We start from the raw sequence: 15004 nt of genomic DNA, 5'->3' as shown, positions 1-15004 counted from the left end.
GGAGTTAGCATCGCATGTGGCAAATTCTTTTCTATCTGAGTCCATCTGTATTTTTGACAGTGATTGCCGTTTCCGCGCTTGTGGCATTCGGTGGCGTATTGCTCAAGAAGAAGGCTCCGCGACTCATGGAAACAGGTGGATTCCTTGTGCTTGCGACCGCTGTCTTCGCCTATATGGCTGTGCTCGTGGAGCCGGTCGGCGGTTGGGCTTCGGTCGGCCAGGGAGGCATGAGCCTCAGCCTCACCCCGTTCGGGTTTGTCTTCGGCGACCATGTCACGGATAACTCCCTGCACTGGGAAGAGTGGATGCTCAACATCCTCTTGTTCGTCCCGCTGGGCATCGTGGCTGCCCTGACGATCGCGAACCGATGGGGACGGTGGCTCTTCGGGCCGCTACTGTCCCTGGCCATCGAAGTCGGGCAAGCGGTACTCGCCACCGGGCGCCAGAGCTCACTCGATGACCTGCTGGCCAACAGCGCTGGTTACTTCATCGGTGTGGCCTTCGTGCTCCTGGCTCAGCGGATCCTCACCCGCCGGCATCAACCAGAGCGAGCGACCACGTGAGCGGGTTCCCCGAGTGACGCGCTGTCGGCAGCTTCACCCGGGGAACACCCCGCCCCCGCGTGCGCTGCTCATCTCACGGGACCAGGGCCAGCAGGCACAGATCGCGACGGGGAGCGTCCCCGCCCCCACCACGGATACCGAGGCCCACAGAACGGCGTTATCCCCTACGGGGCAGGCGATCCGGCTTGCGGAGCGCTCCACGCAGACAGGACAATTCGGCTGCGATCAGCGTTCACCCCCGCGAGGAAACACAGGTACCCATGCCGGACACGCCCCCCATCGACACGACCACCGCACACTCTGCCCGGGTTTGGAACTACTGGTTAGGCGGCAAGGACAACTACCCGGCCGACCACGAGGTGGGCGACTACGTCCTCCAGGCCTATCCCGAGATGGTCGAGGCGGCCCGCGCCGACCGCCAGTTCCTCATCCGCGCCGTCACCCACCTGGCCGCGCAGGAGGGCATCCGGCAGTTCCTCGACATCGGGACCGGCCTACCCACGCACAACAACACCCACGAGGTCGCCCAGTCCGTCGCTCCGACCTCGCGCGTGGTCTACGTCGACAACGACCCCCTGGTCCTGGCCCACGCCCGTGCCCTGCTCACCAGCAATCCCGAGGGCGCTACCCACTACATCGACGCTGACCTGTGCGAACCGGACACTCTCCTGGCCCAGGCCGGCAAACACCTGGACTTCTCCCAACCCATCGGGCTGACCATCCTGGGCACGATGGGTCACTACGCGGGCGAGCAGGCCTACGACCTCGTGCGGGCCTATGTCGGGGCTTTGCCTGCGGGCAGCTTCTTGGCCCTGTGCGACGGCACCAGCACGAGCGAACCGATGATCGAGGCCGCACGGCGATGGAACGACACGGCGCCGTTGCCCTACAACCTGCGCACGCCCGAAGAGATCGCGCGCTTCTTCGAGGGGCTGGAGCTGCTGGAACCCGGCGTGGTGTCCGCGACGATGTGGCGGCCGCAGGACTCCGAAGTGGGACGTGTCCGCAAGGTCGACCAGTACGGAGGGCTCGCGCGTAAGCGTTGAGCACGCTGGGCGGTGAGTCCCACCAGTCCATCCCCACGTGCGTGGGGCTCACAGTTAATGACCTGCGAAAACGCGGAGCGTTATCTCCGCGAGACCTGCCAAGGAGTAGGAATTTGGCCAAAATTAACCCAAACACCCCGCATCCAACCGCCAAGAAACTAGCGTCTCCTCACATATTCCCCTACACACCCGTGGAGCGCATCCCCACAGCTTCATCACCCCCGAGGTGTGGGAATAGCTAATCCTCTTGCTCGCCCGCGGCCACCTCTGAGCCCCGTCATGGCCGAACGCTACTTCGGTCAGGCCATGGCCTACCTGATCACCGCCATGGAGAAGACCGCCAACCTGCTCGATTACTGGGACAGGTACGCGAAAGGCGTCACTGCCGAAGCCGACCTGAACGAAGCGTGCGGGTGGACCCAGTGGGACGGGGACGGCACCGCCCCGGGCCGGAACTACTCGGGGATCCTGCCACCACTTTGGAGCTGGGGTGCGGCCGTGGAGTCGAAGTCGCCGCCCTGGCTCAGAGCGGTGTCAAGGCCGAAGGAGTCGATGTCTCACCCGTGCAGGTGGCACAGGCACGCGAACAGTGGGAACCGCTGGGAGCCCGCTTCCACCAGGGCGACGTGATCGAGTTCCTGGAAAGGACCGAGCAGCGGTGGGACGCGATTTCGTAGGTAACAGGAACGGCCGTGTTGGCCTCGACCATCGTGTGCATGACGACCGCGGCGGAAGGGCGTACCAGCAGGGGCTTGGGAGCCAGGGCGCCCATCGGGACACCACCAGTGCGGGCGTCAGCCTCAGAGGCCGGGTAAGGGTGTCCTGAGGGAGCAGGTGGCCTGATCGGGTGGTGAACTGGGCGATGGCGTAGGCGATCTGTGCCGACTTCTCGCTGCTGTCGGTCACCAGGCCCAGGCCGGAGGAGGAGCCCAGGGGTGCCAGAACGAGCGCACCAGCACGGTAGCGGAGCACGATTGCCTCGACCTCACCGCGTTCAGTGAGCTTCCCGGCCCCGCGGGAGAACAGCAGCACGTTGGTCATGATAGCGGTGACGCTCTCAACGCTGACCTGGTCCAGGTCTCCGGCCCGCAAAAGGTGCAGTCCATGGGCACCGAACACCACCACGTAGGAGGATCCGGTGCCCCGGACCAGCTCATCGAGCAAGCCCTGGAGTTCACTGTGGTGCACAGGATCAGCGTGGCGGCGTTCATCGTTGTGGTCGGCATGTTCAGCAGTGTCTGACCGTGCGCACCGGTGAGGCTATGCGCTTGCGCACGACCTGGCGTTCGAATTCGTGCGCGGTGTTCGATACACCACCTTTGAAAAGGGAAAAGCCCGAAGGCAGGAGCAGTCAGCTCCTGGAAGCATCGTCAGCGGGGATCGCTTTCTGGTTACTGTGGACAGGTCTCGTTACACCCCCAGGTGACAGAGGATCCCCGATGCGTTGTGGCAACTGTGGGCGGGACCGTGGCGATCGCCCCAGGTCCTGTGAGTGCATCCCCTCCTGGGTGTGGCGTGACCCGGAGATGGTGACCGCTGTCCGAGAACGGGATGCCCAGCGGGTGATCCAGTTCCTGCGCCGCCGGATCAAGAACCTGTCTCAAGAAGCACTGGCCAGGATGTGCGGAGTCGCCGCGAGCACCATCACCCGCGCCGAAGCAGGAAAAGGACTCACCGACCTCCGCAAAATCCACAAGGCCCTCCAAGGCCTCGGCGCACCCCTGGAGGACTCCCGGCCCGTTGCTGCGGTCCGAAGGAGCGCTCCTGCGCCTTCCATCGTCACCGCGGAACTGTTCCTCGAGTCACCGCAGCAAGCGGTAGAGCAGGCTGAAACGTTGTGGGGTGCGGATCTCGGACAACACCTGTCCGAACGCTCCCTCCATACACCAGCCGAGCAACTGAGCACTCCCCTTCTGCGCTGGTTGGTCGCACCGCCAGCCGTCCTCGAATCCATCCCTGACTCTCCGGTCAACGTCACCGAGGACGACGTACACGCCATCACCAGGGCATGCGACCTCTTCGAAACCCTGGACCACGAGTTCGGCGGCGGCCACGCGCGCACGGCGGCCGTTCAGTACCTGCACAGTGAAATCGCGCCCCTGCTCCGAGGACGCTTCACACCAGTGGTCGGCCGCGCCCTCTTCTCCGCAAGCGCGCGCTTCGCTGCCAAAACCGGAGCCATGGCCTACGACGCCGGTCTGCACGACCTGGGGCGCCGTTACTTCTTCCAGGCATTGAACCTGGCTCACCTGGGCACGGACCGGCTGTTCGGGGCCAAGGCCCTGGGCCTGCTCAGCCACCAGGCGAACTTCCTCGGAGACTTCCGCAGCGCGGTCGACTTCGCGCGCACGGCCAAAACGGGCGTCGGGTCCCGGGCCACGCCCAAGGTCCAGGCTATGCTCGCCGCGATGGAAGCTCGAGGCCTGGCCTCATTGGGGGAAGAGCGTGCCTGCACGCGCGCGCTCACCGAGATGGAGGACGCCTTCAGCCGCGGAGGTGCCGGGCAGGAGCCCGCCTGGATGGGCTACTTCGATGCCTCAGAAGTCGCTGACGAGTTCGCCCACTGTTTCCACGACCTCGGTCGAGGTGCGCTGGCCATCGAACACGCCCAACGCTCCGTCGCTTTGGCGCCGGCCAGCTTCCGGCGCAGCCGCACCTTCGCTGGTCTCGTCCAGGCTGGTGCCCACCTAATGGAGGGCGATCGTGACCTGGAGGCCGCTTGCACGCTCGCTGAACAAACCATCGCTCATGCCAGCCGTCTGCGCTCGGCCCGCGTACGCTCCTATATCGCTCGGTTTCAGAAGGGCCTGGAGCCGTACGCCAACGCCCGCCCGGTACGAGAGTTCCGTTCAGCCCTTGCTGACTCCCCTCTGCTACAGAGGTGAGTTCAGGTACCCGGCTGCCAGTGCTTGGGTTCGTCCGGCTGGTTCAACGAAGCGATGCGACGGCGTGCTTCAGGCAGGAGCCGGGGCTCGCGTCCGGTGCGGGCGCACAGCCACGCGGTCATGCGCAGTTCCCGCACCGCGGCCAGGGTCTCGTACCCCGACCAGGAGCGGACATCCCACCCGTAGGCCGAGGTGAAGTCCTCGTACTCCGCGCTCGTGTACCAGCCCACCCGCTGATAGACGGCGGCCACGACCAGATCCCATTCGCGCGGACCGACGCTGAAGCGCTCCAGGTCCAGGACGAGGGGATCTCCGTGGCCGTCACGCACGATGTTCTTGCGGTGAGCGTCCCCGTGCACCGGTCCCCGGGGAAGGGCGAACCGCAAACGCGCGTAGTCATCGTGCAGCTCGCCCAGACGAGCACGAAGGAACGCTGTTTCCGAACGTTCCAGCGAGGCCTGACCGATATACCCCGCGACCCCGTCGAGGGGGCCCAGCTCCGGCAACCCGGGAAGCGCAGGCGTGTCCAGCCGGTGCAGCTGCCGGAGAGCCGTGCCGATGGTGCTCGGCACCCCGGCCTCAATGCCGGGGATGAACTCCCAGACGGTGATCACCCACCCCCGGAACAGCACAGGAGAAGGAAACTCCTCGGCTGCCCGGACAGCGGGAACATCGTTCTCACGTAGCCAGTGGGCCACCGACAACTCTCGAGCCGCCCGCCCCCTTTCGGTGCTGGCGCAGATGCGCAGGACCAGCCGCGGTTCAGGTAGGAGGACCGTCGCGTTCTCTCCTACCGGGCCGAGGATCTGCGCTCCCCGGCTCGACCAAGCGAACTCCGGTTCGCTCTCGGCCGCGAGTCGTAGGGCTGTCTCGGAGGTCAAGGGTGGGGACGATTCGGCCACGGAGCCACTGTAGGGGCCCGCAGCTCCAGCGGGGGTGTTTCGAGTCCATGGTTGATCAGTCGGGGAAGGTCCTCGATCGAGTCGATGATCCAGTCCGCGTGTTCACGAACTCGCCGGTCATCGGCCCACAGATAGCCCCATGGGCCCCGTCGGATGAGTGCTGAACGCAGCCCGGCGGCCTGGGCGGGGATGATGTCGTTGTCTCGGTGGTCGCCCACGTAGACGATCTCGTGGGGTTTCCCGGGGGCCATGGTGATAACGCGGGCGAAGAAGGCAGGGTCGGGTTTGGCCACCTCCCATTCTCCTGAGGTGGCGATGGCTTCGACCGGAAGGTCCAACTGGTGGAGGAGATCCCCGGCGCGAGCAGTCTGGTTTCCGGCGATCCCCACCCAAAGACCGGCGTCCCGCAGAGTCTGCAGTCCTGTTCGTACGTCCGGGTACAAGTCCGCGTCTTCGATGAGTTCCCCTCGGCCCGCGTCCTCGCGTCGTTGGCGCTCTGTGGCCAAGTCGAAGCCGGGACGGAAGTAGTCGAAGGTCTCGGCGTTGTTGCGCCCCTCGGCTGTCACCGCGCCCAGCACAGCGGAGAAGGTGTGCCGGGGGATGTTGAGCCAATCGGCCCAACGTGCCCATTCCCGGGTGTCGTCGATGAGGGTCTCACCGACGTCGAACACCACTGAGCGAATCATGTTTCTCCTGCGCTTTCCAGACAGGGCGCACCCGGAAGTCTCGGAGTTCAGCGTAGGACCAGCGGCCGGGCGGGATACCAGGTCTTAACGTCCTGGATCGCATACGAGCTGTTCAAGGACGTTGATTCGAACACCGCGCACGATTCGAACGCAAAGAAGTGCGCACACGCATAGGTCCCCCAGGCCGGTCGCGGGAGACTGCTGGCTCCGACGTACTCGACGGGGAAGAGGCACCGTGGCAGCAGAAGCGGCCGACACACCGGCGCAGTCACCACAGGACCTGCGGAAGGCTATGGTCGAACAGCTCCGTGCGGACAGCGCCCAGGGGGGCGAAGCACTGACCGCACGGGTGGAGCAAGCCCTCAGCACGGTTCCGCGGGAGGCATTTGCGCCCGGTCTGGACCTGGCCGAGGTCTACAACCCCTACCTCGCGCTGGTCACCAAACGCGCCGAGGACGGCATCGCGCTGAGTTCGATCTCCGCTCCCAGCATCATCGCGACCATGCTCGACCGGGCCGACCTCCAGCCCGGCCACCGAGTGTTGGAGATCGGGTCGGGCGGCTACAACGCCGCGTTGATCGCTGAGCTGGTCGGAGAACAGGGCCAGGTCACTTCGATCGATATCGACCAAGAGGTCATCGAGCGCGCCGACCGGTGCCTGGAGGCCGCCGGGTACGCCGAGCGGGTGCGTGTGGCGGTCGCCGACGGCGAGCACGGGTTTGCCGACCGGTCCCCCTTCGACCGGATCGTGGTCACCGCGGGCGCCTGGGACGTGCCCGCGAGCTGGTGTGAGCAGTTGGCCGAAGGCGGTCTCATGGTCGTGCCGCTGCGTGTGCGCGGCCTGACCCGCTGCCTGACCCTCCAGGCGTGCGGCGACCATCTGCGGGCTGTGCACGTGGACATGTGCGGGTTCGTGCGTATGCAGGGCGAGGGTGAGCACTGGGAGCCCATGCCCTACCTCAGCGAGGAGCCCGGCCAACGGGTCGGCCTGCGGTTGGAGGATGGCCCCGACATCGATGTCGCAGCTCTGTCCAAGGCGCTGGCCGAACCCGGTGTGAGGCTGTGGTCCGGAGTGGGCGTCACCGATGAGGAGCCGACCGACGGCCAGGACCTGTGGATCGCCTCAGCCGTGGACTCATGGGCGGTACTCACTGCCGATCAGGGCGCCGTTTCAGCAGGCATCGTTTCCCCGACTTGGGTTCTGGGCACCCCGGCGATCCTCTCTCCCACCGGGGACAGTTTCGCCTACCGCACCCTGCGCCCGGACCCGCACGACGAAACCCGCGGAGAGCTGGGCGCCATCGGCCACGGCCTCCAGGCCCAGGAGATGGCCGAACAGCTGAACTCCCTGATGGCGACCTGGGACCGCGATCACCGCCACGGACCCGGACCCGACATCACGCTCTTTCCCCGCAGCACCCCCGACGACCGGCTCCCCGCCGGCCGTGTGGTGGACAAGAAGCACACCCGGATGGTCATCAGCCAGCCTTCCCCTACCCCTGAGGAGCAGCAGTGAAGGTAGCCACCCTCGACATCGTCGAGACCGAGGCCGGGTTCGCCCCCGTGCCCGAGCGTGAGGTGTTCGACCTGGACATCCAGATCCACCAGGGCCCGGAGCTGGACTCAGGGCTGTGGAGCATGACCAACGACGGTTGCGGCAAGACCTGCCAGTCGGCGTGCTCGGTCAGCTGCGCCAGGCGCACGGTCTGACCCTGACCGAAGCGATTCGAGAACGTGCCCGGGCCGGGCGAGCCCGGCCCGGGCATCCTTTGACGAGGAGACGATGTTCGTTCTGGCCGAGCCCGCCGTCACCGTGCGGGCCACCGCGTTCACACCCCCTGATCAAGAGGTTCCCTGGCCCGATCCCTCCACAGCCGACACAGACGAGCTCCATCTATGGGTGACTCACCTATGGCGGGAATCAGTGCTCTTCACCGACGCTGTGCGGGCGGCCAGCCCCAGCCTGGCCGAACAGCTCGATCGACTCAGCACAGGTGAAGTCGGCGATTGCGGCCGCCTGCGCCGGTGCACCGTCGCGCTCATGCGCTACCTCCTGCGCTCCCGCCACCGCCCCACCCCGTTCGGGATGTTCGCCGGAGTAGCCCCGACCGAGATCGGTACGACGACCCGGGTGACGTGGGGAGGCGCCCACCAGACCGTGGCCCGGCCTGATGCGCTCTGGTTGCACGACTACGCCCAGCACCTGACCACGCAGCACCACCAGGAGCTGACAGTCGTAGCCGCATCCACCCTGCACATCAGCGGGGACCGGCTGGTCCGGGAGTGGCTGCCGGGAACCACCGAACCCGACGAGGCCGTGCCACTGTCCGTACGCCACACGCCGGCCACGGCCATGGCTGTGGAACTGGCCCGTGATCCGTGGCCGTGGCGCGAGGTCGAAGACGCGCTGTGCAACGCCTTCCCCTCTACTCCCCGGGCCGCGGTCGCGCACATGCTCAATCAGCTCGTGCACGCCCAGATCCTGCTCAGCTCCGCACACCCACCGATGAGCGCACCTGACCCCCTGGCGCATCTCCTGCGCCAGTGCTGCGGGCAGGCCCCTGCCGAACGGGCGCACGCGCTACTGCTACGGCACAACACCACCGCGCCGGACAATGCCGGAAACCGGGCCAGACGCCGACACGCCCAGGAGCAGCTGTGGAAGGCCTGCCCGGCACCGCCGCCCCTCGCGGTGGACACCCGTGTGGACGCACAACTGACCCTGGCCCCGACCGTGGTCGACACCGCTCGGGAAGCGGCCCGAACCCTGCTCGCGCTGGCCCCGGACCGTCCCGGGTCTCCTGCGTGGGTGGACTACCACCTGCGCTGTCTGGAGCGGTACGGGCCCGGCGCGGTCATCGCGTTGACCGAACTGGTCGGCCCGACCGGGATGGGCTGGCCCGCCGGATACCGGGGCTCCTACCTCCCGCCCCCCGTACCCGAACCCCTCACAGCTCGGGATCACGCACTCACACGGGCCGCCCACACCGCAGCGCTGGACGGATCCGGTGAAGTCGACGCCCTGGACCTGGCCCGGGACCTGCCCAACGTCGAGGGACCCGTGCCCCCGCACGTGGAAGTGCGGGCCCAGCTCCAGGCCACCAGCACCGCAGCCGTGGATGCCGGGGACCTGACCCTGTGGATCACCGGCCTGTCCCGCGCGGTCGGTGTGCTCACCGGCCGTTTCTCCCACCTGGAGGGCATCGCCGACCACGGCCACACACGCCTCCCCACGATCACCGAGGGAGCCCTCCCGGCCCAGATCAGCGCCCCGCCCCTGGTCACCTCCGCACACAACATCGCCCGCACGCCACCCCTGCTCCCCCATGTGCTGGTCATCGACGAACACCCACCACCCGCCACACCTGACGGACCCCGAGTACTCGGCCCGGACGACCTCCTGGTGCGTATCGACGCCGATCACCTGCGCCTGCAACACCGTTCCACCGGGCAGATCATCGAGCCTCAGTTGTTCTCCGCCCTGGAACCGCGCTGGCACACCCACCCTCTGGTCCGCTTCTGCTACGAACTGCCCCGCGCCCGCACCGCGCCCCACCTGTCCTTCACCTGGCCCTCGTCCACCGACACCTGGAGCAGGCTTCCCCGCGTACGTGCCGGGCGAGCCGTCCTCGCCCCCGCCCGGTGGCGCATCGAACCACGCCAGTTCCCCGCCCCGAGGGAAAGTACGGCGGCTTGGGAACGCGCCCTGCAAGGCCTTCACGAGGAGCAACAGGTGCCGCGCCGGGTACGGATCAGCGACGGGGACTCCTTCCTCTCCCTGGACCTGGAGCAGAGGGCCCAACGCTCTCTGCTCCGCAACCACCTGGACCGAGCCCGGGCCGATGCACCGCTCACCCTCACCGAAGCCCCACCCACCGACGCGTTCGCCTGGTGCGAGCACCGCGCCCACGAACTCGTGATCCCCCTGGCGAGTGCCCGGGCCGCCACCACAGCCCCGAGGTCACTCACCCAACTGAACGACCCACCCTCCGCGGTGCACCTGCCCGGCTCGCCCTCCTGGCTCTCAGCGCACCTGTACTGCGACCCGGATCTGCACACCCGGATCCTCACCCACCACACGAGGAGCCTGTGGGAGCGCTGGGGCAGCGCCCCCGCCTGGTGGGCCGTCCGCTACTCCGACCACGACGGCCCCCACCTGCGCCTACGCATCCCCACCCACCACCCCGACGCCTTGGCAACACTGGCGCGATGGGCTGGCCAACTATGTCACGACGGCCTGCTCCGCCATATGCGGCTGGACAGCTACCGTCCCGAAACCGGCCGTTACGGCCACGGCTCGGCACTCGAGGCCGCCCACGCTCTGTTCTCGGCCGACACCACCGCGGCCCTGGCCCAGCTCCACCACACAACCAACGACCCCAGTCGAACCCGTGCCCTCGGCGCCGCTTCCCTGTTCCATCTGGTCAACGCTGCTCTCCCCACCGACGCGCTGGAGTGGATGATCGGCCACCTACCCAAAGCCACAAACCCGGTAGATCGGACCGCTCACACTTTGGCGTTGACGCTCACCGACCCGGACCACGGCCCCGTTCCCGCCGACCTGCGCGAGGCCTGGCGCGAACGCAACCGCGCCATGACCACCTACCGCAAACACCTACCCACCCCAGAACACCTTCTGGACGCGTTGCCCTCACTCCTGCACATGCACCACAACCGGTTCATCGGCCCCGACCGCGCCGACGAAACCCGTCTGCTGGAACTCACCCGCGCCCTCGCTCTGACGCTGCTTCATCGGGGGCTGGCGGTGGTCCGATGAACCACGACACTGCCAGGCGGTTTCTCGACGAGCTCACACAGAGCTACGCCGAGCCGCCCGCCGTCCCAACCGCCCCGCCCCAGTGCCTGGACACCGGAACAACCGGCATCGCGCTCTTCCACGCCGCCCAGGCCCGCCACAACCCTGAAGCGGCTCAACGTGCCCATGTATGGCTGCGCGCGGCCACGGCCCACGGTGTGGACGCCTCCGACAGGGCCGGGCTCTTCTACGGCCTCCCAGCACTGACCCTGGTGCTCTCGCTGCTGCCCGAGGACCAGTACGCCCGGGCCCGCAGCACCCTGACCCGTCACCTGAACAGGTTGGTTCACCAGCGGGTTGATGCCGCCCTGGAGCGGATCGGCTGCGGGGCTCGGGCCAGCTTCGGTGAGTACGACGTCATCAAGGGTCTGTCCGGCATCGGCGCGGTACTCCTGCGCGTAGACCCGAGTGGGGCAGCAATGGAACGTCTCCTTGGCTACCTGGTGCGCCTGACCGAACCCTTCCTGGAAGACGGACGGGAACTGCCCGGGTGGTGGGTCGATCACGCCCCCTGGCACGACCCCGAACCACCATGGCAGGGAGGCCATGCCAACCTCGGCACCGCCCACGGCATCAGCGGGGTACTCGCCCTTCTCGCCCTGGCCTACCGCCGCGGTTTGGTGGTCCAGGGTCAGGGGGAAGCGATCCGCAGGGTCTGCGACTACCTGGACACCTGGCGCCAGCACGACGGGGACCAAGTGTGGTGGCCCTCCTGGATCATCCGCACCGGCCAGGGGAACCTGAGCGCCGGTGAGCGGGGCAGAATCTCCTGGTGTTACGGAACCCCCGGTCTGGCGCAATCCCAGCAGTTCGCTGGCCTTGCGCTGAACGACTCGGTCCGCTGCCGAATGGCAGAACACGCGATGGCTGCCTGTCTAAAGCCCGCCTCACTCGAACAGACGACCGAGGCGGGGCTGTGCCATGGGCTCGCTGGATTGGTGCAGATCGCCCACCGAATGACACAAGACCAAGCTGACACCTCCACCCCTCTAAGGGGCGGTTTGACACGAGCAGCACGAGAGCTGCTCCAGCGAATCGGACCGACTCTCACTCCATCGTCAGGGCTTCTCAACGGAGACCTCGGGGTCGGGCTGGCATTCTCTGCAACCGTTGATGAGCAGAACAAACGGTCTAAGACGCCGGACACCCTCGGAGTCAGTAGTGATAAAGATTCGGACGATCTCAGCCTGTTGTGAGCAGGTAAGCAATTGCTGCCCCTCATAGGGGCGATGAGGACGAGGGGCTGGACCGGTCCCGTCTGCTCGGCATGGTGTTGCTGCCCCTCGTAGAGGCGATGAGAGTGGAGGCCGCAGCCGAGCGGAAGAGGAAGCAGAAGTCGCGGGAGCGCGCACGGACGCGGATCCGCACGCCCACGGAAGCCGAGACATTCGTGGCGAAGTGGCTGCGAAGCCAGGGTTTCCGGGGTGTCCGGGCCACGCCTCCGTCGGGTGGCAGGGATCGATGTTACCGCCTCGGGTATCTCCGCGCAGGTCAAACGTTACGGTGTCAAAGGCGTTGGGCGCTCTGAGGTGCCGCAGCTGGTCGGCGCGGCCCGGGTCGGTGACGTAGCCGTGTTCTTCACCTCCTCGCGTTACACGGACGCCGCCGTCGAGTACGCCGACCAACGCGGTGTCGCCTTGTTCGCGTTCGACTTCACGGGGGGTTACCCGGTGCACGTGGTGAACAGAACCGCGGAGTGGCTGCTCCGCGACCGCGGTCGCGGGCGCGAGTAGGACCGGTCCGGTCATCCCGGTCGGCCCCGGTCCTACCCGCTGACCCGGGTGGATGGACTCCCGCGTAGCGCTTCAGTACCGTGACGGCGTGATCGCGCATGGCCGTACTTCGGCCTCTGAGGCCCGGAGCGTCGTGGTCACGGGAGGTCCATCCCCGCGTGCGCGGGGAGCAGACCGGACGAGTACGCCGACCCGGCCCACACCTCGGGTCCATCCCCGCGTGCGCGGGGAGCAGGGGGCCGGTGAGGGCGTGGTCCTGCTCGGGGTGGGTCCATCCCCGCGTGCGCGGGGAGCAGCCGATGCGGGTGATCATGTTGACCAGCTCGGCGGGTCCATCCCCGCGTGCGCGGGGAGCAGAATGCGGTTGACCAGGGCCCGGTGCTCATCGAGGGTCCATCCCCGCGTGCGCGGGGAGCAGAACGTCGAGCGGGAGCACAAGAGCACCATCCCGGGTCCATCCCCGCGTGCGCGGGGAGCAGCCCGAGCGCACCCGCGGGGAAGTCGTGCACGCGGGGTCCATCCCCGCGTGCGCGGGGAGCAGTCACCTCCTGGTGCTCGAAGCGGTGTAGATGTAGGGTCCATCCCCGCGTGCGCGGGGAGCAGATGTCAGGGTGAACGCGGCCCACGCGCTCCCCGGGTCCATCCCCGCGTGCGCGGGGAGCAGAGCCCATGGTTGGCCTGTAGGTCTTGGACCGCGGGTCCATCCCCGCGTGCGCGGGGAGCAGTGGTAGCGCTGGATGCAGTCGGGGTTCGCGGCGGGTCCATCCCCGCGTGCGCGGGGAGCAGACTCTGGTTATCCACAATCCCCAGGTCAGTATGGGGTCCATCCCCGCGTGCGCGGGGAGCAGGATACCGGTCGGCAACAGCCCGTCCCCGGGTGGGGTCCATCCCCGCGTGCGCGGGGAGCAGGTGGTGGATGATCTGGCGGACGCCGACTGCGAGGGTCCATCCCCGCGTGCGCGGGGAGCAGACGTCCTCCAGGACCACGCCGGAGCCCGTGTGGGGTCCATCCCCGCGTGCGCGGGGAGCAGCTCACGGGCGGTAGGCTGTGCGGGCGCCCCCGGGGTCCATCCCCGCGTGCGCGGGGAGCAGGCAGTCGGGGCCGGTGCCGCCCCAACAATAGGGGGTCCATCCCCGCGTGCGCGGGGAGCAGCGCAACCGGGACCGCATGTGCGGCAGGCTGATGGGTCCATCCCCGCGTGCGCGGGGAGCAGACTTTTTGACCTGGTGTCTTACCAGCGGCAAGTGGCCATTTTTCCAACTTCTCGAAAGTCAGACACTAGGAACACATCGCCCATAAAACCCACCGCTTCCCGAAGCCACTTTACTCAGGGCCCCACACACGTGGCACAGACTTCCACCCCTGCCTAGACCTCGATCATCCGCCAGGCGTCCGGATCGGCCGGGTCCTCGGTGAACGCGTACCGAACGGTGTCCCGGTCCAAAGCGACCAGCGTGACCGAGCCGGTGGCCCAGACGAGCCCGTCCCCGAGTTCGGCGTGGGCGATCAGGCCCGAGGGGTCACCACCCTGAGTGGTACCCGCGGAGCGGGGCTCGGAGCGGGCGGCCTCGGTGATCAGGTCCGGCCACTCGCCCCAGACCCCGATCCCCTCGGCCGTGGCCAGGTCCGGGTCGGGGCGGGTGCGGGCGAACTCGGGGGTGTGCCGGTCCGCACGGGGATCCTCGGCGTCCAGACCGGTGTTGACGATCGTGGTCACCCCGCGGGGCAACGCCCGGGTGTCCAGACACCGCCCGTCCCAGCTGTGCAGGGCAGCCCTGTGCGCGTCGGCGTCCAGCAGGTGGAAGGGCGCGTAGCCGGTGGGATCCTCCCCGGCCAGAGGATCGCGGTTCTGCGTGGCCAGGGCCTTCAGCGGCAGATCACCCCGGCTGGCCGGATAGGAGCCCTCCCAGGGCATCCGGCCGTCCCAGGGCCAACCGTTGAGCAGCGCGGCCACCCGTTCGCGCCGCGGATCGACCGCCAACCAGGTCCCTCCCGCGAGCCGGTCACGGCCGCCGACCAGCTCCGGGCGCTCCGGCCAGTGCCGCGCGGGCCAGTCCCAGGGACGCGAACGCATCTCGTCCCGGATCGCCGCGATGACCAGCGGTGTCCGGGCGCCCGGATCGAAACCGACGATGACGGTGCACATCTGTTGTCTCCCACGCGTTCAGTTCCCTTGCCAGGGACTCTACGACGCGGATCCGCGTCGGCCCAGTGCGGGACGCGGCTCCCCTCCCAGATGCTTCGGTTTCCGGCCGAAGAGGACGGCCGAACCCGGGGTTTCCGGTCCGGCGGGCCCCTGCACTCCGGTTTCTCCCTACTCTGGTGAGCGTTGACACTGAGGCTCGTGTGACCGGGGTCCCCGCCGGTCCAGC

13 protein-coding genes, 1 pseudogene and 1 CRISPR repeat array are annotated in these 15004 nt (G+C 67.7%); of the genes and pseudogenes, 10 read left to right on the top strand and 4 right to left on the bottom strand.

Annotated features, from left to right (window positions below; translation table 11 throughout):
- The first annotated feature begins 14 nt into the window (after positions 1-14).
- The 3 genes and pseudogenes from ACUKCB_RS04635 to ACUKCB_RS04625 form a co-directional block, all read left to right on the top strand.
- Positions 15-563: a VanZ family protein gene (locus ACUKCB_RS04635; RefSeq protein ID WP_473039212.1), complete on the top strand. Its 549-nt coding sequence runs from the start codon at positions 15-17 to the stop codon at positions 561-563.
- A gap of 260 nt (positions 564-823) precedes the next feature.
- A complete protein-coding gene (locus tag ACUKCB_RS04630; protein WP_473039211.1) occupies positions 824-1609 on the top strand; it encodes an SAM-dependent methyltransferase in 786 nt (261 codons plus the stop codon).
- Between the two features lie 407 nt (positions 1610-2016).
- Positions 2017-2220 (top strand): annotated as a pseudogene (locus ACUKCB_RS04625) (methyltransferase domain-containing protein); the annotation flags it as partial.
- On the opposite strand, the gene ACUKCB_RS04620 reads toward ACUKCB_RS04625, so the two are convergent.
- Entirely contained in the window at positions 2144-2728 is a 585-nt protein-coding gene (locus ACUKCB_RS04620; protein ID WP_473040921.1) for a roadblock/LC7 domain-containing protein, read from the bottom strand. The pseudogene ACUKCB_RS04625 and the gene ACUKCB_RS04620 sit on opposite strands and share 77 nt — an antisense overlap.
- Between ACUKCB_RS04620 and ACUKCB_RS04615 the strand changes: the two genes are divergently transcribed.
- Entirely contained in the window at positions 2714-2851 is a 138-nt protein-coding gene (locus tag ACUKCB_RS04615) for a hypothetical protein (protein WP_473039210.1), read from the top strand. The two genes, ACUKCB_RS04620 and ACUKCB_RS04615, sit on opposite strands and share 15 nt — an antisense overlap.
- Positions 2852-3171: 320 nt before the next feature.
- Entirely contained in the window at positions 3172-4494 is a 1323-nt protein-coding gene (locus tag ACUKCB_RS04610) for a helix-turn-helix transcriptional regulator (protein WP_473039209.1), read from the top strand.
- Positions 4495-4496: 2 nt separating this feature from the next.
- Here the strand turns inward: ACUKCB_RS04610 and ACUKCB_RS04605 are convergent, their stop codons facing one another.
- Positions 4497-5375, bottom strand: coding sequence for a phosphotransferase enzyme family protein (locus tag ACUKCB_RS04605; RefSeq protein WP_473039208.1), 879 nt, complete (start codon positions 5373-5375; stop codon positions 4497-4499).
- A complete protein-coding gene (locus ACUKCB_RS04600; RefSeq protein WP_473039207.1) occupies positions 5372-6082 on the bottom strand; it encodes an HAD family hydrolase in 711 nt (236 codons plus the stop codon). Before ACUKCB_RS04600 ends, ACUKCB_RS04605 begins: the two co-directional genes overlap by 4 nt.
- A gap of 235 nt (positions 6083-6317) precedes the next feature.
- Here ACUKCB_RS04600 and fxlM point away from each other — a divergent pair, with 235 nt between their 5' ends.
- The 5 genes from fxlM (at position 6318) to ACUKCB_RS04575 (ending at position 12631) form a co-directional block, all read left to right on the top strand.
- Positions 6318-7598, top strand: a complete 1281-nt coding sequence (gene fxlM / locus ACUKCB_RS04595) for a methyltransferase, FxLD system (RefSeq protein WP_473039206.1) — start codon at positions 6318-6320, stop codon at positions 7596-7598.
- Complete coding sequence (locus tag ACUKCB_RS04590) at positions 7595-7792, top strand: FxLD family lanthipeptide (RefSeq protein ID WP_473039205.1); 198 nt, start codon at positions 7595-7597, stop codon at positions 7790-7792. The genes fxlM and ACUKCB_RS04590 overlap by 4 nt, the downstream gene beginning before the upstream one ends.
- Positions 7793-7865: 73 nt before the next feature.
- Positions 7866-10859, top strand: coding sequence for a lantibiotic dehydratase (locus ACUKCB_RS04585; RefSeq protein ID WP_473039204.1), 2994 nt, complete (start codon positions 7866-7868; stop codon positions 10857-10859).
- Positions 10856-12094 (top strand): lanthionine synthetase C family protein, encoded by a 1239-nt coding sequence (locus ACUKCB_RS04580; protein ID WP_473039203.1) that lies wholly within the window; start codon positions 10856-10858, stop codon positions 12092-12094. The genes ACUKCB_RS04585 and ACUKCB_RS04580 overlap by 4 nt, the downstream gene beginning before the upstream one ends.
- A gap of 228 nt (positions 12095-12322) precedes the next feature.
- The gene (locus tag ACUKCB_RS04575) at positions 12323-12631 is read left to right on the top strand and encodes a restriction endonuclease (protein ID WP_473039202.1); all 309 of its coding nucleotides are present in this window, start codon (positions 12323-12325) and stop codon (positions 12629-12631) included.
- A gap of 144 nt (positions 12632-12775) precedes the next feature.
- Positions 12776-13845: direct repeats of the CRISPR family, unit length 29 nt; unit sequence GGGTCCATCCCCGCGTGCGCGGGGAGCAG.
- 153 nt (positions 13846-13998) lie between these two features.
- Here the strand turns inward: ACUKCB_RS04575 and ACUKCB_RS04570 are convergent.
- Positions 13999-14778 (bottom strand): NRDE family protein, encoded by a 780-nt coding sequence (locus tag ACUKCB_RS04570; RefSeq protein ID WP_473039201.1) that lies wholly within the window; start codon positions 14776-14778, stop codon positions 13999-14001.
- Positions 14779-15004: the final 226 nt, after the last annotated feature.

The organism is Nocardiopsis moroccensis (assembly GCF_055763695.1).
The sequence above is the reverse complement of the archived record's forward strand: the minus strand, read 5'-3'. Positions and strand labels throughout refer to the sequence as shown.